Raw genomic sequence first — 19,168 nt, forward strand, 5'->3', positions numbered from 1 at the left:
GATATGCGCACAAATCTGCGCATTCAGCTAGATAATAGATTTTTCGTTTCAAAATAATCATTTATAGCATTGATTTAGTTTATTAAATTTAGGTTTTTCGACACTCGTTACCCCGAGTTCAGGTTAATTAGAGGAGGAGGGTAGCATTTTGCTGCCCTGATCAATATGGAATTGTATTTTAAGTTAACCCTTAGCTATCAAGATTTTTTACCTTACTATCAAGGGCTGGCCGATAAAGTTGAAGTGCGTGAACGTCAAGGGCGGATCCTTTGGATTAGCGGGCGACATTTTAGGCGTTTTTTAACTGAAAATGGTATTCATGGGCAGTTTAAACTCGTGCTCGACGATAAAGGTCAATTTGTGTCATTGGAGCGGTTGTAGAAACAAATTGTTGATTTTATCTTAGAGTAATTACTTTAAACGGTCGACTAATTACAATTAATAAAACATGATAATTTCTTTGTGATTATGTTAATGAAATTTATGATTTTTTATCTTGTTTTGCCTCAGTATTCCAATCTTCTGCTTTACTAATTTAAATCCCATCTTTGTACTCGATGACATAAATGTGTCTACGTGCTTAATTCTTTAGAAAATTTTCTCTAACTGTGCCTTGCTCATAGGGATTAATTGCTGTAACAATGATGTTACCTGTGAGCTAACAAGATGTTGGTTGTAATTCCTAAAACAAAGAATCCAGCAGGGTACGGAGAGCTAAAATGAAAATTGTTAAAAAAAGTTTTAACAAGTCGGCGCTTGCTTTGGGGGTGGCGTCGGCATTGAGTTTGTTGATGATATCGAATGTTAATGCGGTTGCGTTCGATTGGGGGGAGGTACAAGGCACGTTTGACTCAACGTGGACTGCGGGTGCCAGTTGGCGTGTCGGTGAGCGCGATTGGGATGGACAAATTGGTAAAGTTAACCAGCCACAATTTGATTGGTCGAATTATACTGCGTTTGGCAATACTAAATACACATCTGCTGAGATTTGGGCACAGCCAGGTTCCTATTCAAGCAATAACGATTTAAGTAATTTGCTTTATTCTCAGGGTGATACTACTTCTGAGATCGTTAAAGGATTACATGAGCTGTCCCTGAAGTATGAGAACTATGGTCTGTTTGCTCGTGGCATGTATTTTTACGATCGTAAATTAAACGATGGTAACTATGACTTCAATGATCCGATAACAGGCAAAGAATTCGATCCTTGTGAGGATAATCGTGCTTCAGAAGTGCAATGTAAGGACATCCGTCTGTTAGATGCCTTTGTTTATGCGAATTTTGATTTAAATGACGGTGCAAACCCACTCTCTATTCGTTTAGGTAACCAAGTGGTTTCTTGGGGGGAAAGTACTCTTATCGCCCATGGTATTGGTGAGATTAACCCTGTTGATTTGAACATCCTTAATGCTCCCGGTGCAGAACTGAAAGAAGCCTTTAGACCTCAGGGCATGGTGTGGGCTTCTCTTGGGATCACAGAAAACTTATCGGTAGAAGCTTTCTATCAATATGATTGGGAACCTATTTGGGTGCCAACACCCGGTTCAATTTTTGCTACTAACGATTTTGCTGGCTTTGGTGGCTACAATCAAAACGCACAGTTAGGTTTTAACGCCAACCCTGATATCAACTTAGACTTTGTGATGCAGGAATATCAACGTCTAGCAGGGATGATTGCCAGTGGTCAGACAATTCCAACGCAACAGCTCGTCGCGATGGCATTAGCTTATCCAACTAAAGTCACTTTAGTGCAAGATGAACAAGAGCCAAGTAATGATGGCCAATATGGTGTCAAATTGGGGTATTATGCGCCTGAATTGGGCGATACCGAGTTTGGTTTCTATTTTATGAACTACCATAGCCGCCGTCCGCTGATCAGCGGTACAGCCGCCGATTTTAGCACCGGTGCACTGCTATCTGACTTAGCGGTTCTGGGGCAAAATGCGGGTGATATCAACCGCGAATTACTGCTCAGCTTAAAGAGTTTCTCTAAAGCGCAAATTGTGTACCCTGAAGACATCAAGCTTTATGGCTTCAGTTTTAACACTTCACTAGGCGATACTTCAGTTGGTGCTGAAATTGCCCACCGTCAAGATGAACCGCTGCAAATTGATGACGTAGAATTGCTGTTTGCAGGCATGCCTCAACAGTTAGCTAATGCCGGTATTCGCCCTGATTTCGACGGTATTTCACAAATTGATGGAGTAAAGCCTGGTGATACCGTTGACGGCTTTATCCGCTTAGATACGACTCAGGCGCAAGTCACTTTCACTCACCTATTTGGTCCTACATTGGGCCTAGATAACCTGACGATGTTAGCTGAAGTTGGCGGGGTGTGGATCCATGATATGCCAGGGTTTGATGAATTGCGCTTAAATGGTCCGGGAACGGCGCGTTCTGGCGGTAATCCTGATATGCCAGGCATTATTCAAGCGTTGCATAACGGCCCTGAAACTAACCCATTCCCAACCGATTTCGCATGGGGATATCGCCTTGTAGCTAAAGCTGAGTTCAACAACTTGTTTGCGGGTGTGAACATGTCTCCACGGATGATTTTCTCGCACGATGTTGATGGTATTACACCAGATCCTATGTTCCTCTTCACAGAGGGACGCAAGTCAGTCGCTTTGGGTCTGAACTTTGAATACCAAAACCGTTGGGGGGCCGATCTGTCCTACAACAACTTCTTTGGTGGTGTAGGTACAACCAACGCGATGGCAGATCGTGATTATATTTCATTCAATATCAAGTATTCGATCTAAAGGACTATAACAATGAAGAAACTGTCGATATTGGCAAGTGCGGTCATTATGGCACTTGTAGCACCAGCAGCGATGGCTAAAGTATCCGAAGTCGAGGCCGCAAAACTGGGTAACGAATTAACCCCATTAGGTGCTGAAAAGGCTGGAAATGCTGATGGTTCTATCCCCGCATGGGATGGTGGTATTACTAAGCCTGTAGCGGGTTACACTAAGGGGATGCATCATCCTGATCCTTTCCCTGAAGATAAGATTGAATTTACCATTACCAATGCAAACAAAGCGCAATATAAAGATTTTTTGACTCCAGGTCAGATGAAATTATTTGAGCTTTATCCTGATACTTACAAGATGAATGTGTACAAGACTCGTCGTAGTGCTTCCGTACCGCAATTTGTCTACGATGCGACCAAAGCCAATGCGACCCGTGCCGAATTGGTGGCGCAAGGTAATGGTATTTCGGGTGCATCGATTGGTATTCCATTCCCTATTCCGGCTAACGGTTTAGAAGCGATTTGGAACCATATTCTACGCTTCCGTGGTGTGGATGTTGAAACCTCACGTAGCCAAGCGGCACCGACAGCTGATGGTAGTTTCACCTTAGTGGAAACTGCCGAGGAAATCCGTTTCGAATATTCTCGTCCTGAGATTACTTTAGATCAGTTAAAAGCGAGCAACACCTTGTTTTATTTTAAACAAGTAGTGACTCAACCTGCACGTTTAGCGGGTACTGCGCTGCTAGTTAAAGAAACCATGGATCAAGAAGCTTTACCGCGCCAGGCATGGACCTATAACACAGGTCAGCGCCGCGTGCGTAAGGCACCCAACGTTGCGTTTGATACTCCGGGTACCGTATCCGATGGTCTGCGCACCACTGACGATTTCGACATGTTTAACGGCTCACCCGTGCGCTACAACTGGGAGCTTGTGGGCAAGAAAGAAATCTATATTCCTTACAACGACTACAAATTGCATTCAGATAAGCTGAAATATGATCAGATTTTGAAACCCGGTCATATCAATCCTGAGTTCGTCCGTTGGGAAAAACACCGCGTGTGGGAAGTTAAGGCGACACTGAAAGACGGTATGCGCCATATCTATAAAACCCGCGTGATGTATCTTGATGAAGACTCTTGGCAGGTATCGATTGCCGATCTGTATGACAACCGTAATGAACTTTATCGTGTGGCGGTTGCCCATGGTTTGAACTATTACGAAGTGCCTACCCAGTGGGATACCTTAGAAGTGTTCCATGATTTGCAGTCCCGTCGTTACTTAGCTATGGGCTTAGACAACCAGAGCGGTATGTATAATTTCGATGCCAAACTGAGTGAAGCGAACTTCACCCCAGATGCGCTGCGTCGTGAAGGTATTCGTTAATCAGCCACGGTAAAAGGGGCGCTAAGCGCCCCTCATTAGTTTAAGGAAGTTTGTATGTCGTTTCGCATCCTTCAATGTGTCGCTGCGATAAGTGTTGGTTGTTTATTTTCTTCCCCGTTGTTTTCTGCTGTGCCAGAGCGTTTTCCACAAATCCAGCCGTTGGCCGCATCTTCTTTAGTGCTCGATATTGCACACGCTGGACAGCATTTGGTTGCCGTGGGTGAGCGTGGTCATGTGTTAGTGTTAAATGACAAATGGCAACAAGTTCCGACGCCAACTTCGGTTCAGTTAACAAAGGTTTTCTTTTTAACTGAAAAACTCGGTTGGGCTGTCGGTCACGATGCCACCATTTTGCACACTCAAGATGGCGGCCAAACTTGGTCGTTACAAATGCAGTCGACTGAAATTGAAAAGCCTTTCCTTGATGTGTTGTTTTTAAATGAACAAGAGGGCATAGCGATTGGTGCCTACGGGCTTTTCTATCGCACCCGTGATGGTGGCGCAAATTGGGCTGAGGAATTCCATGAAGAGTTACTGGCCGAAGAAGATGTGTCCTATTTAGCTGAGTTAAAAAATAGCGACCAAGACGCTTATCTGACCGAGCGCGCCTCATTATTGCCACATTTTAATCGGATGATTGCGCTTAATGATGGCCGCTTATTATTAGTCGGAGAGCTTGGTTTAGTGGCGGTGTCGGCTGATAAAGGCCAAACCTTTACCCGCACAGGGTTTGATTACGATGGCTCTATGTTTAATGCTATCCAATTGCAGGATTCAGTCTACGTAATGGGGCTTAGGGGGCATGTTTTTAAGGCGGATTTGAGTCTTGGCCAATGGGATGAGATTGAGATGCCAGTTAAATCATCCATCAACGGCGCCATGGTTAGCTCGGACACTAGCCTTTATCTAGTGGGAAATGCTGGCGTGGTTATCCAGTTAAATAAGGATGATAGTTCGAGTATTGTCACTCGTCGCCAAGGGGAAAACTTAGTTTCAATTGCCAAAGATAACCAAGGGAATGTGTGGTTATCGGGTAGCCAAGGGCTACTCACTCTGAAGCCATAAATGATAAAACAACAATAACAGGGCCGATAAGATGTTAGAAAAACTGGTCAACGGATTTGAGTCATTTTTATTCCGCAACCGTGCTTGGGTGGTGAGCATTTTTATTTTGCTGACGTTTTTTTTGGGCTACCAGGCAAGCCAATTAAAAATGGATGCGGCATTCATTAAAAATATTCCGCTCAATCATAGCTATATGCAAACCTACCTCAAACACCAAAAAGATTTTGGTGGCGCCAATAGTATTATGGTGGCGGTGGAAGACACCAGCGGCAATATTTTTAACCCTAACTTTTTTGATACCCTTAAAAATGTCCATGATCAGCTATTTTTTATTCCCGGTGTTGACCGATCGCAGGTGAAGTCCTTGTTTTCACCTTCGACTCGTTTTACTGAGGTTGTCGAAGATGGTTTTGCTGGCGGCCCTGTGATCCCCGCCGATTTTACGACCACTGAAGCGGGTTTGAATACGGTGCGCGATAACATCGAAAAAGCAGGCATTGTAGGACGTTTGATTGCCAATGATTACAGTGCGGCTATGGTGTCGGCCCAGTTGATGGACTTTGATCCACAAACGGGTAAACCCTTAGATACCATCGCCTTTGCCGCTCAGCTGGAGAAGGAGCTTCGCGGTAAGTATGAAACCGACAAGGTGAAAATCCATATCATTGGTTTTGCCAAGATGGCGGGTGACGTGGCCGATGGCGCTAAAGGCGTATTGCTGTTTTTTGTGATAGCCATTTTAGTTACGGCTGTAATGGTTTATCTGTTTTCTAAATCGATTATTCTGACAATATTCCCTCTCGTCTGTAGCTTAACTGCGGTGATCTGGCAGCTCGGTTTATTAACGGTAATTGGTTTCGGTCTCGATCCGATGTCGATTCTGGTGCCATTTCTGGTGTTTGCGATTGGTGTTAGTCACGGTGTGCAGATTATTAACGCGGTAAGACGTCGGGTAATGGATGGACAAACGACCAAGGCGGCCTCGGCTTCGGCGTTTCGTAGCTTACTCGTCCCCGGTGGCGTAGCATTACTGTCTGATACAGTGGGTTTTATTACGTTACTCTCTATTGATATTGGTATTATTAGAGAGCTAGCGATTTCGGCATCCTTAGGTGTCGGTGTGATTATTTTCACTAACCTTATCCTGTTACCGCTGGTGATTTCCTTTACTGAGCTCAAAGTTGCGCCACAAGGTGCTGCGCCGTCATCGGATGAAGTGCGTGCCGAGGCGATTTGGCGCTACCTAGCAAAATTTGCTACGCCTAAATATGCGATGGTAGTGATAGTGGCGACGATTGCCTTGTATTTTTTGGGGCTGCAACAGGCAAACCAGATGAAAATTGGTGATCTACAAGGCGGCGCGCCTGCTCTGCACCAAGATTCACGTTATAACCTGGATACTTTCTTTATTACCGACCACTTCTCTATCACCACGGATGTAATGACTGTGATAGTTGAAGCTACTCCAGAAGCCTGTACCTATCACGATGTATTGACCCAGATTGATGAGTTTGAGTGGTTGATACGTAATACTCCTGGCGTTGAGTCAACCGTTAGCTTGGCATCCGTGGCGAAAAAGGTAAACGCAGGTTTTAACGAAGGCAATCCAAGATGGGAAGTGTTGCCGCGTACAACGGCGAGTTTAGTGCAGGCGATTGGTCAAATTCCTACGACGTCAGGGTTGTTAAATGGTGATTGCTCGGTGATGCCAGTGTATTTATTTATGCAGGATCATAAAGCAGAAACCATTGAGACTGTGGTTGCCAAGGTGAAAGCCGTTGCTGCCAAAATGGACAACAATAAGCTGCAATTTAAGCTGGCATCGGGTCCTGTTGGTGTGATGGCTGCAACCAATGAAGCCGTTGCTGAAGCGCAATTACCGATGATGATCTATGTGTATGGCGCAGTATTTGTACTTTGCCTTATCAGCTTTAAGTCATTTAAGGCAACGGTAGCGGTGATTATTCCACTTTATGTGGTCTCAACACTGGCGCAAGCGTTGATGACTCAGCTCAATATTGGCTTAGCTGTTAGTACCTTACCCGTTATCGCCCTTGGTGTAGGCATCGGGGTCGACTATGGTATCTATATCCTGTCGACCATGTCGTCCAAGTTGTCGAATGGGATGCCAGTTCAACAAGCCTACTATGAAGCCTTAGTTGAGCGGGGCAGTGCAGTGATATTCACCGGCTTAACCTTGGCGATTGGGGTAAGCACTTGGTTTTTCTCGGCGCTAAAGTTCCAAATGGATATGGGGATCCTGCTTACTTTCATGTTTGTGGTAAATATGTTGGGGGCAATAATTATCTTGCCAGCGTTGTCGGCAGTGTTTTGGCGACAAGCTAAGTAGTATCAATGAATGGGGAGTTTAACTCCCCATTTTCTTTTGCATAGATAGTCTGTTTTTACGATTGTTTGGTCATTTTGTGTGCTTTAATCGCGTGGCGACTGGATTTCAAGAGGATGTACCACTAAAATTTTCCTCGAAATACAGAGGATTTAGTAATAAACTTCGCGCGACGATCTAGATCACACTCGCTTTTCTCAGATTGTTAAGCCGAAGCATCCAAATAATGAAAAAAAGCGCTGCCATAGACGCTTAAGGAAACAGCAACATGGCCTTGAAAGATGCAATGCCTTCAGTACTACTTGAAAATGTAGTCAGTTTAATTCACGCTAAAGTCCCTAATTCACAAGCCAAGCAAGTTGAACAGTTCGCGACCTGCCTTTATGCCCACATGTCGAAAGACGACCTCAATGCGCGTAATGACAGCGATCTGTACGGTGCCGTTCTCAGTTTATGGAATGCACTGAATAAAACCCCGAAAGGGGAAACTCACCTCAGAGTATTCAACCCAAGTCAGTCTAAACACGGCTGGCAATCGACCCATTCGATCATTGAAGTCATCCAACCTGATATGCCATTCTTGGTTGATTCTGTTGGTATGGCATTGAATCGCATGGGTATTACGGCCCATATGATGTTACACACTCCGCTGGCGATTGAGCGTTCAGCGCAAGAAGTAACTAAAGTAACCTACTTGAAGCAAAGCCCTGACAGCACTGAGCAGGTGGCGGTTTTCCTGATTGAAATCGATCGTCAAAACAGTAGCGCGGATATCAAAGCCCTTGAGCGTGAAATCCAATCAGTGCTTGGCGATGTCGCCGCATCAGTTAATGACTGGGAAGCCATGTCAGCTAAGCTGAGTGAGACTATTAAAGACCTGCCTAAGCGTCCATTCCCCGGTGAGAAGCAAGAGTTAGAAGAAGCGATTAACTTCCTAACTTATCTTAATAATCATCATTTTACCTTACTGGGCTACCGTCAATACGATTTAAAACGTGTTGAAGGGGATGTTGAGTTGGTGCCGAATATGGCCTCGAGTTTAGGCTTAATGAACAAGCACCATAAGGCTCAACCAGAGCAAGGTTTGTTACTATCAAGCTTCTCTGATAGTGCGCGTAAAGAAGCCTTAGATCACAGTTTGTTGATCCTGACTAAGAGCAGCGCCAAGAGCCGTGTGCACCGTCCAGCCTATGTTGACTATATCGGTATCAAACGCTTCGACAAAAAAGGCAATGTGGTTGGTGAAGACAGATTCATCGGTTTATACGCTTCAAACGTGTATAACCGCAGCCCACGTGAGATCCCGCTGCTGAACGAAAAAGTTCAGCGTGTATTAGATCGCTCAGGTTTAACGCCACGTTCTCACGATTATAAAGCCCTACTGAACATTCTCGAAAACTTACCGCGCGATGAGCTAATTCAAGCCAATGTGGAAGATTTAGCACACACAGCGCACGGTGTGCTCGAGATGCAAGACAGGGATAAACTGAAACTCTTTGTTCGTAAAGATGGTTTCGGGCGTTTCTTATCCTGTTTAGTGTATGTTTCTAAAGATCGTTACAACACTAAACTTCGCCAAGATACCCAGCGTATTCTGGCCCAGCATTTCAACAGCAAAGAAGATGTAGAGTTTACGACGTATTTCTCCGAGTCGACCCTGGCCCGTACTCACTACATTGTCAAAGTTGATAACAATAATATGGATGTAGATGTGGCTGCCATAGAGAACAATTTAATTGAAGCGGCACGTTCTTGGGAAGATAAGTTAAATACTGCGCTAAATAACGCCTTAGGTGAAGAAGCCGGTACTCATCTGATGAAGCGTTACGCTAACGCCTTCGAACAAAGCTATAAAGAAGATGTATTGCCAAGCTCGGCCGTTGTGGATATGCAACAGCTTGAAGCGCTAGATGACGAACATAAGTTAGGCATGTTGTTCTATCAACCGCAGGAAGCTGCGCTGAACGACAACAAAGTGCGTTTAAAACTGTTCCATAAAGATGAACCAATCCATCTTTCTGACGTACTGCCAATGCTGGAAAACTTTGGTCTGCGCGTGATCAACGAGCGCCCTTATGAAGTGACGACCTCAGACGGTTCAACCTTCTGGATCTTAGACTTCTTAATGACGGTCAAAGTCGCCAATACTGACAACATCGCCGATAGCCAAGACAGATTCCAAACGGCACTGTCTCAAGTGTGGCAAAAGAAATTAGAAGATGACGGTTTTAACCGTATCATTCTGGCGTCAGGTTTAACGGGCCGTGAAGTATCCGTACTGCGTGCTTACGCTAAATACATGCGTCAAATCGATGCGACATTCAGCCAAGCCTATATTGAAGAAACCTTCGGCCGTTATCCACAAATCGCTGATTTGTTGGTAAAAATGTTTATCCGTAAGTTCAATCCAAAACTGAAGACCCGTACATTGGGTAAGTTTATGGAGCAGATCAACCTACGTTTAGACGAAGTATCGAGCTTAGATGATGACCGTATTATCCGTCGTTACCTCGATCTGATTAACGCTACGCTGCGGACAAACTTCTATCAATTAGATGCTAAGGGTGAACCGAAGAGCTATATCTCCTTCAAGTTTATGCCTTCGATGATCCCTGAAATGCCACGCCCGCTACCGAAATTCGAAATTTTCGTTTATTCGCCACGGGTTGAAGGTGTGCATTTACGTGGTGGTAAAGTGGCTCGTGGTGGTTTGCGTTGGTCTGACCGTCGTGAAGACTTCCGTACCGAAGTGCTTGGCTTAGTGAAAGCACAGCAAGTGAAAAACACCGTTATTGTCCCTGTTGGGGCAAAAGGTGGTTTCGTTTGTAAGCAGCTGCCAACTGAAGGGGGCCGTGAGGCGTTCTTCACTGAAGGCCAAGAGTGCTACCGCATCTTTATTCGTGCACTGCTCGATATTACTGACAACATCGTTAACGGTGAAATCGTACATCCAGTAGATGTGGTGCGTCATGATGAGGATGATCCATACCTCGTTGTGGCTGCGGATAAAGGCACTGCGACCTTCTCTGATATCGCTAACGCCATTTCCCAAGAATACAATTTCTGGTTAGGTGATGCGTTCGCATCGGGTGGTAGTAACGGTTACGACCATAAGAAAATGGGTATCACGGCTAAAGGTGGCTGGGAATCTGTTAAGCGCCATTTCCGCGAAGTGGGTATCGATTGCCAAACTACCGACTTTACCTGTTTAGGTATCGGCGATATGGCGGGTGACGTATTTGGTAACGGTATGTTGTTGTCTAAGCACACAAAACTTGTGGCTGCATTCAACCATATGCATATCTTTATCGATCCAAATCCAGATGCTGCCGCCAGTTATGAAGAGCGTGCCCGTTTGTTCGCACTGCCACGTTCAAGCTGGGAAGACTACAACAGCAAACTGATCTCTAAAGGTGGCGGCATCTTCCTGCGTTCATCTAAGTCGATTCCATTATCTGCTGAAATGAAGCAAATGCTGGAAACTGAAAAGGCGTCGATGACACCAACCGAGTTGATGAAAGAGCTGCTGAAAATGCCAGTCGATCTGATTTGGAACGGTGGTATCGGTACTTACGTTAAGTCTTCCCGCGAAACTAATGCCGAAGTCGGCGACCGCGCTAACGATGCACTGCGTGTCAATGGTCGTGAACTGCGCGCCAAGATCGTGGGCGAGGGTGGTAACTTAGGTTGTACCCAATTAGGTCGTATTGAGTACGCGGCCAACGGTGGTCGTATCAACACTGACTTCGTGGATAACGTAGGTGGTGTAGACTGTTCTGACAATGAAGTAAACATCAAGATTCTGTTAAACGCGTTAGTGGCTGAGGGTGAATTGACACTCAAGCAACGTAACCGTTTACTGGAAGAGATGACCGAAGAAGTGGGTCAAATTGTTCTACAAGACTGTAAAGACCAAACTCGCACGATTTCGGTGACTCAAGTCCGTGGTGCAGAACAACTAAAAGAGCAAATTCGCTTTATCCAGTATCTGGAGAAAGAAGGCAAGTTAGACCGTGCGTTAGAATTCTTACCTTCGGAAGAAGAACTCGCAGAACGTCTAGCTAATGGCCGTGCATTAACGCGTCCAGAGCTATCAGTGCTGGTGGCTTACGCTAAGATGGTGCTGAAAGAGCAGTTACTCACCCCTGAAATCACTGAAGATACATTGTTGAGCCAATTGTTGATTGCATACTTCCCGAAAAAACTTCAGGAACTGTACAGTCATAAAATGGTTACGCACCCATTGCGCGGTGAAATCATTGCTACATCGCTGGCCAACGAGTTGGTCAACGACATGGGGCTGAACTTTGTTCAACGTATGCAAGATGAGACAGGTGCCTCAGTTGCCGATGCGGCGATTTGTTACACTATGGCTCGCGAAGTCTTTGGTTTAGCTGAACTAACTAAATCAATCACTGACTTAAACGGTATTGTACCTGCTGTGGTTCAAGGTGAAATGTTGCACCAGTTACGTCGTAATATGCGTCGTGCATGCCGCTGGTTCCTGCGTCACCGTAACCGTAGTTGGAGCATTGAGCAAACTGTTGCCTTCTTCAAACCGGTATTTGAACAACTCAAAGCGAATGTTCATTCATACTTAGTCGAAGAAGAAGCGGCAGGTATCCAAGCTGAGATCAATGCTCTGATTAAAGAGAATGTGCCTCAGGATGTTGCCTCTACCGTTGCTAATATGAGCACACTGTTCTCTACACTTGATATTGCGCAAATTGCGCAGACAGAAGAGAAGACAGTTGCGCTTGTTGCCGAGACTTATTTCAAACTCGGTGCCCGTGTTGAGCTGCACTGGTTCCTAGAACAGATCAGTGCGCAACCAGTTACTAACCATTGGCAAGCACTGGCCCGTGCAGCCTTTAGGGAAGAGCTGGATTGGCAGCAACGTGCGTTAACGTCAGTGGTTTTAAGAACGTGCAGTGCAACCTGTAACGCACAGAGCGTGATTTCCCAGTGGATTGATACTAATCAAGCCTTACTGGAAAGATGGTTCCATATGCTAGCTGACTTTAAAACGTCGCAAAGCCATGAGTTTGCTAAGTTCTCTGTCGCCCTACGTGAACTTAACCTTCTGATCCTTCACTGCGAAGGGCAAAAGTAAACTTTTATAACAATCAGAAGCCCTGGCGATCGCCGGGGCTTTTTTTAGGTCGAGGAAAGTACATGTTTTATAAAATCGCACAGAAAGTCATGTTTCAGATGGATCCTGAGCGAGCGCATAATTTAGCCATTGGTAGCCTGAGAATGACAGGTAATAGCCCTCTGAATGCTTTTTATGCTCAGCATATTGCTCCTGCGCCAGTGAGTTTTATGGGGCTGACGTTTCCAAATCCTGTGGGTTTAGCCGCAGGTATGGATAAAGATGGTGAGTCGATCGATGCTTTTCATGCGATGGGATTTGGTCATGTGGAAGTGGGAACTGTTACTCCAAGACCACAGCCCGGTAATGATCTACCCCGTTTATTTAGATTAAAACCCGCCAAGGCGATTATCAATCGCATGGGCTTTAATAACAAAGGTGTCGATAATCTGGTCAAAAATTTGATCGCAAAGAAAACCGATATCATGGTTGGGGTCAATATAGGTAAAAATAAAGACACGCCAGTAGAGCAGGGGAAAGACGATTATTTGATCTGCATGGATAAAGTTTATCCTTATGCCGCCTATATTGCGGTGAATATTTCATCACCCAATACGCCGGGATTACGATCGTTGCAATATGGCGATCTATTAGATGAATTATTAAGCGCATTAAAAACCAAGCAACTTGAGCTAGCTGAGAAACATAAAAAATATGTACCAATAGCCCTTAAAATTGCTCCCGATTTAACCACAGAAGAAATTGAAAATATTGCTCAAGCATTAATTAAAAATCAGTTTGATGGTGCAATTGCGACCAATACAACCTTAACTCGTGACGGTGTTAGCGGGCTTACCAATGCTAATGAAAGCGGTGGTTTAAGCGGTAAACCTTTAACAGAACTGTCAACAAAAGTGATTAAACAATTGGCGACTTCTTTACAGGGAAAACTCCCAATTATTGGTGTGGGCGGGATTAATAGTGCTGAAGATGCCTTAGCAAAATTTGATGCCGGTGCGACAATGGTTCAGATTTACTCTGGTTTTATTTATCAAGGTCCAAAGTTAATTAAAGAGATAGTTGAAGCTTATCGCTTAAAATAATGATCTTTAAATCTCACTAAGGATCTAAAACAAGATCTTTTATCATAACCGCGATCTAAAACGATCATCAGATCGCGGTTATGATCTCTAAATAGATCTTCTAAGTAATTGTTAATTAATTTGTATTTTATTATTTTTATTTTGATATTGCATAAAATATCTACTATGATGTGGCAGTGTTCAAATAGTAGGTAAACGTTATGTTATTATTGCCACAAAAGGATTGGCACTGGAAATATAACGATTCGTATGGTGTATTAGGCGTTTCGTTAGGTTCCGAGATAGAATTTCTGACGGCTTATAAAGCGAAATCATTAATTCCTGATGCCTTATCAAGCATGGAATTTAATATCGCGCACGCCAAATTCTATATGAGCTTACTCGACAAGTTGCCAAAAAACTTATCCCTAACCGATGCCGCAATAGTGCAAATTGCCCTTAATGCGACAGCGGCCCATTTTATGCTGACTCCCCAAATGCCTAAATCTTGGTTTTTTGATACCAGCGATGTATGCGTTTACAGTGATGTAGGTAAAGTCTTTGAGCTTAAATGCCAAAAACAACGTGCATTAGTGTTAGTCGTCGAAAACACCTTACAATCGGCGTTAGTGATGTTGCTATCGCCTGAATGTGTGTTATCCGGTGCTAAAACTATGGTGCAGTTCGAAACTATTAAAGTAATGCATAATCGTTTACACCCACTTCGCGCACAGCGGCATGTGGTTGCAGCATAATCATTATGATTAGTTTGTGATGTTATTTATGTCGTTATCAAAGCCAAAGCCGCATTTCGATGCGGCTTGGTTGTTTTTAAGCCTCTAAAAAGCCAAACAAAAGCGCGATATGTGAAGTTAACGGCTTGTTTTTACAGCAGTGACTCGCTAAGGTAGCGGCAATATGCACGGGTTGCATGGGCCTGTGTGCAGTAAGGATACGGTAGGGAAACAAATGAAAACAAAATTCATAGCGCTTGTCGGCGCGCTGGCATCGATTAGCATTTTGCTTAGTGGTTGCAGTGCTTTTTTTAACGGTAACACCACCGAAAAAAACGTGGTTTCCAGCAGTCTGGTTGAATATCTCTATCCCGACGATAAACAGCGTGAGGCGCAGCAGCCCAGTATTCCCGTGTTACGTCTTCCCATCACGGTCGGCATCGCCTTTTTACCTTCCACCCATTGGCAATCCGAAGCCCTCGATAGCAGCTCGCAAATCGCCTTGCTGGATAAAGTAAAACAGTCTTTTGTGAAATACGACTTTATTGACCGTATCGAATTAATCCCCAGTACTTACCTTAAAAATGGCAAAGGTTTTAGCACCTTGCAGCAGGTTGCCCGCTTACACGATGTCGATGTGATGGCACTGGTGTCTTACGATCAACTGTTACAAAGCAGCGAGAATAAGGCTTCACTGCTGTATTGGACTATAGTCGGCATGTATATGGTGCCCGGCAATGAAAACGCGATCCAAACCTTTGTCGATACCGCAGTATTTGATATGCGCAGCCAAAAAATGTTGTTTAGGGCGCCCGGCATCAACCAACTGACCGACACGTCAACCGCGGTGAGCGTCATCAACGTGCTACGTGAAAAATCCACCGAAGGCTTTGAACTAGCGGTAAACGATATGATCACTAACTTAGACGCTGAATTAGCCCGCTTTAAAACCCGCGTGAAAGAAGAACATATTGCAACCATTGAACATAAACAAGGTTATAGCGGCGGTGGCAGTTTATCCCTATTAATCCTCTCGCTACTGAGTATATTTGCGATTCGTCGTTTAACTATCTGCCGAGAATAGTTGAGTTGATTGGTTTGAGCCTATTTAGTCGATAGGGAAGGTGGGATAGTGAAGGTTAGTTAGGATGATATTTATGCCTTTAAGAACAATGCGTTATTGATGGCAATCTTAACTAACCATTACACGGTTAATCCGGTTAAAGGCTTTTGCCCCAAGTAAGATAAGTTTGTCGTCAGGTGTGTAGGATGAATTGTCATTGTTTCCCCTGTGACAGGCCGCCATTTTATTTCACAAGAAGCATCCCTGAGGGCTCGACGGCGGCATCCATGCCGCCAACGGTCACAGTTGCAACAATGCCAATCTTAACGACCATTGAACTGTTCATCTGGCTAAAAGCTTTTGACCCATTATGTGTTTCGGGTCGTTAGCTCAACCGAAAATTCCCACACCTGCTACCATACATATTCTTATCTATTTGCCTATGTTTGGCCTTACCAGAAATCGACTAACAATGTATGGGTATATGGGCTATCCAGTACACCTGACGACAAATTTGTCTTGAATTGAGGAATAAACTGTTAAGCCGCGAAACCATTCTATTGGACTATAAAGCAGGCTCAATGGCGATAAAAATAAAAATGCTTATCCGATCTTGAGTCTTAAGCTGAATTTAAATGGCTAAACTTTCTTTGAGCTGGTTTATTCCGCATCACAGACTCGATTTCTGCCTGTGCGTTTCGCTCGCATCATGGCCTGATCAGCATTATTAAATAGAGTCTCCAAGAGTGCTTGTGCTTCATCGGGATGATTGATTTGAGGCAAGATCAAGGATGATATGCCGAAGCTTGCGGTGCAATGAATGGTGTGTCCATCAAGGTAAAGTGGCTGTGTATCAAATCCATGGCGAATCGACTCTGCAATTTGCCATGCTTGTTCATGTTGGGTGTTGGGTAAAATCAGCCCAAATTCTTCGCCACCTAAACGAGCAAGAATATCATTTGTTCTCAGTTTAGTTTGCGTCAGCTGTGCGATATGGATAAGGGCTGCATCGCCTGTAGCATGTCCCCATTGATCATTGACGCGCTTAAAATGGTCAATATCAAACATAATAAACGCTAGCGCTTGGCCTGACTGATGTGCTGTAGGGTGCCCAAAATGGAAAAAGGCGCGGCGATTGTAGAGTTTTGTGAGTTCGTCGGTATTGGCAAGGCGTTCTGCGCTGAACTTAGCTTCGATTAATGCCTGTTCCATGTGTTTACGTTCAGTGATATCAGTGGCGATTTCTATCCGAACTAGGCGGCCATCGGTCCAACGAATCGCTTGATCTCGACACTGGTACCAACGCTTATTTTGTGTATTTTGAAACTCCCATACATGTACACCAGTGGCGTCGCCCTCGGGACCAATTAGTTTGTGGTTGGTGCAAAAAGCACAGGGACTATTTTGGCCTGCTTGGAGGAGTTGATAGCACTTTTTACCCGCGGGTTTGCCCCAAATGGCCGTTCCATAATCGTTTAAATACAGTAGCTCATAGTTGTGTAAATCAGAAACGTAGACCAGCGCATCTAGGCTGTTAAGGATGGTATGAATGGCGTCAAAGGCTTGATTCTGATCGTTTTTAATAAGAGTCATGGAATGAAATCAGCCAAATAAAAATATCATTTATGAGTCATATAGTTATTTTAGCATTTAATGGACTAACTGTCTGATATTAGTTTAGTAATGGTGTGATTAATGTGATCAAGTTGTTGGCTTTGCAACACGCTACTCGCAATGAAATTGTTAAAACAAAAAGCCCTAAGTGATTTAGGGCTTTGAGGTAAAATACTTTTTAGTGATTGTAAAGGCGCCTGCCTTCGCGCATCACTTGAATAAGCTCAGGTGCGCTCATCTTTTTGTGCAGTCTGTGCTCAAAGTTTTCATCGTAAATGCGGTATTTGCCATGGCGGTCGATGACGGTGATTTCCGACTGTTGGTAAATGGCAAAAATGCGACTGTCACCGATGTAAATCCAGGTTTCTTGGCTTGGTTGCAACAGGCTACGGCCCGCACTGTAGTCTGTGGGGTTATTGGTACAGCCTAAGACATGGGTCATTAAAGTGGGAACGATACCATAGTGGCTAGTGCGATAGTTAACCGTGCTAGCTCCTACATTTGGCCAGTGGATAACCAGTGGGACTCTAACGCTATCTGGTGACAAATTACGCAGCGCTTCGTCACTATTGCTGGTAAACATTTTGCCGTTGACGCCGGCGATCACCACTAAGGTATCGCTAGGTAATTGACTTACAATCGATTGAATTTGCTTATCAATAAAATTCAATGATTGGCGATATTGGTTAAATAATACCTTTTGCGCGGGTTGTAAATTCGCATCGGCTTTGACAGTTTCGATACCGAGGAAGCCTACCGGTGTATCAAAATTCTCGGGTGCTTTGAGGTTTACTAGAGCAAACCAAGGACGTTGTTGCACGCTTTGCCACTGTGTAAAGTGGCCAACACTAAGAATATCCGCCTCGGCACTGCCATTGGTTTCTTTGGTAATGACGGGGGTAAAGTCATTAAACATGGCCTGGGCTGCACGCAAATTCAGATTGGTTTCTGGGATAAACAAGCCTAGTTCATAACCTGCTTGCTTAAAGCTGCGGGTGATGATTGGACTTGTAGTATTGAAGATGCGTGCATCGCCATAGCTGCCTTGTAAACCATAAAGTAGGGAGAACATGCCCGTCTTAAATTGATTGCCGCCACTGTAGTGGTGAGTAAAATGCTGATTCTGCTCGGTGTATTGATGCAAAAACGGCATGGTCTTGGCGTCCACCATATCGGCACGTAAGCTGTCGATGGTTAGCATTAATACGTTTGGTTTATTATCCGCTTGGCATTGCAGTGGTTGGATAGGATAGCTGAGCACATTAGTGGCATGATTCGCGTCATCATCGATTTGGGATGAACCGTCAATGCCATGGCTTTCCATAAAACTACGAGCCGTTGCGGGGTACGACAGCGGATACGTGTCATCGAAACGGGTGATTTCGGTGATATCAGCGGCATCGGCCCAAATATGGATCAAATGGCTGCTAACAAAGCATACTCCAACAAAGGCTATGACTTTATTGCCAAGATTGAGTTTTTGGATTTTTTCAATCCGCTTCCACAGGAAGTTCGCCGCCGTTAGCTCAATCACCAAAATGGCGATGGGCGTGACGATATAGGACGTACCGTGGAGTAGGGCGCTCAAATCGGCCCAGGCTAAATCAAAGGCGAAGGGACTTAAGTGCATGCCGTAATCGGCATAAACAATCGTGTCATACAATAAAATACACAGGCTTAAGGTCGCAATAACGGCCGCTAAGCCTCTGAGTATCTTGGAGTAAGGTAAGATTAACGTCAGTGGGAATAGGCAGATCAAGTAGGCGATAAAAGCAAGAAAACTGAACTGGCCAATGGTACTGACGGCGAGATAGCCCCAGCCAAACCAGGTTTCGGGATAACCCACACTACTTAAATAGCGTGTGCCGACGATCATCGCCAATAGGCCATTAAAGAAGGCGAACCAATGTCCCCAGTTGATAAGTCGCGATACGCGATCGCGGCTCATTTGTTTTTTTCGCTCGACCATAGTGATCCGCTTATTCCTAAAAGGCGTTGTATCTTATGCTGTTTTAATCATTGTTACTCGACT

At 44.5% G+C, this 19,168-nt stretch carries 11 protein-coding genes; 9 read left to right on the top strand and 2 right to left on the bottom strand.

Annotated elements, in window-relative coordinates; genetic code table 11:
- The first annotated feature begins 165 nt into the window (after positions 1-165).
- The 9 genes from M0413_RS09625 to rhlP all read left to right on the top strand — a co-directional run bounded on the left by M0413_RS09625 (position 166) and on the right by rhlP (position 15,543).
- On the top strand, positions 166-381 hold the full coding sequence (locus tag M0413_RS09625) for a DUF2835 domain-containing protein (RefSeq protein WP_037419300.1): 216 nt from the start codon (positions 166-168) through the stop codon (positions 379-381).
- A gap of 338 nt (positions 382-719) precedes the next feature.
- The gene (locus tag M0413_RS09630; RefSeq protein ID WP_037426466.1) at positions 720-2,762 is read left to right on the top strand and encodes a DUF1302 domain-containing protein; all 2,043 of its coding nucleotides are present in this window, start codon (positions 720-722) and stop codon (positions 2,760-2,762) included.
- Positions 2,763-2,774: 12 nt separating this feature from the next.
- Positions 2,775-4,139: a DUF1329 domain-containing protein gene (locus tag M0413_RS09635; RefSeq protein ID WP_037419306.1), complete on the top strand. Its 1,365-nt coding sequence runs from the start codon at positions 2,775-2,777 to the stop codon at positions 4,137-4,139.
- A gap of 54 nt (positions 4,140-4,193) precedes the next feature.
- Positions 4,194-5,204 (top strand): WD40/YVTN/BNR-like repeat-containing protein, encoded by a 1,011-nt coding sequence (locus M0413_RS09640; protein ID WP_249553957.1) that lies wholly within the window; start codon positions 4,194-4,196, stop codon positions 5,202-5,204.
- Between the two features lie 31 nt (positions 5,205-5,235).
- Positions 5,236-7,554 carry an efflux RND transporter permease subunit gene (locus tag M0413_RS09645; RefSeq protein WP_249553959.1) on the top strand — a complete coding sequence of 773 codons (2,319 nt, stop codon included), beginning with the start codon at positions 5,236-5,238 and terminating at the stop codon, positions 7,552-7,554.
- Positions 7,555-7,819: 265 nt separating this feature from the next.
- Positions 7,820-12,664: an NAD-glutamate dehydrogenase gene (locus tag M0413_RS09650; protein ID WP_037419313.1), complete on the top strand. Its 4,845-nt coding sequence runs from the start codon at positions 7,820-7,822 to the stop codon at positions 12,662-12,664.
- A 62-nt stretch (positions 12,665-12,726) separates the two neighbouring features.
- A complete protein-coding gene (gene pyrD / locus M0413_RS09655; protein WP_047533991.1) occupies positions 12,727-13,746 on the top strand; it encodes a quinone-dependent dihydroorotate dehydrogenase in 1,020 nt (339 codons plus the stop codon).
- A 200-nt stretch (positions 13,747-13,946) separates the two neighbouring features.
- A complete protein-coding gene (locus tag M0413_RS09660; protein ID WP_037419319.1) occupies positions 13,947-14,480 on the top strand; it encodes a cell division protein ZapC in 534 nt (177 codons plus the stop codon).
- 214 nt (positions 14,481-14,694) lie between these two features.
- Positions 14,695-15,543 carry a rhombotarget lipoprotein gene (gene rhlP / locus M0413_RS09665; protein ID WP_249553961.1) on the top strand — a complete coding sequence of 283 codons (849 nt, stop codon included), beginning with the start codon at positions 14,695-14,697 and terminating at the stop codon, positions 15,541-15,543.
- 639 nt (positions 15,544-16,182) lie between these two features.
- Here the strand turns inward: rhlP and M0413_RS09670 are convergent.
- Together M0413_RS09670 and M0413_RS09675 are read right to left on the bottom strand one after the other, a co-directional pair.
- Positions 16,183-17,115: a GGDEF domain-containing protein gene (locus tag M0413_RS09670; protein ID WP_218738717.1), complete on the bottom strand. Its 933-nt coding sequence runs from the start codon at positions 17,113-17,115 to the stop codon at positions 16,183-16,185.
- Between the two features lie 199 nt (positions 17,116-17,314).
- Complete coding sequence (locus M0413_RS09675; protein WP_249553963.1) at positions 17,315-19,105, bottom strand: DUF3413 domain-containing protein; 1,791 nt, start codon at positions 19,103-19,105, stop codon at positions 17,315-17,317.
- Between the last annotated feature and the right edge of the window lie 63 nt (positions 19,106-19,168).

This window comes from Shewanella sp. 8A (assembly GCF_023475945.1).
GTDB lineage: Bacteria > Pseudomonadota > Gammaproteobacteria > Enterobacterales > Shewanellaceae > Shewanella > Shewanella xiamenensis.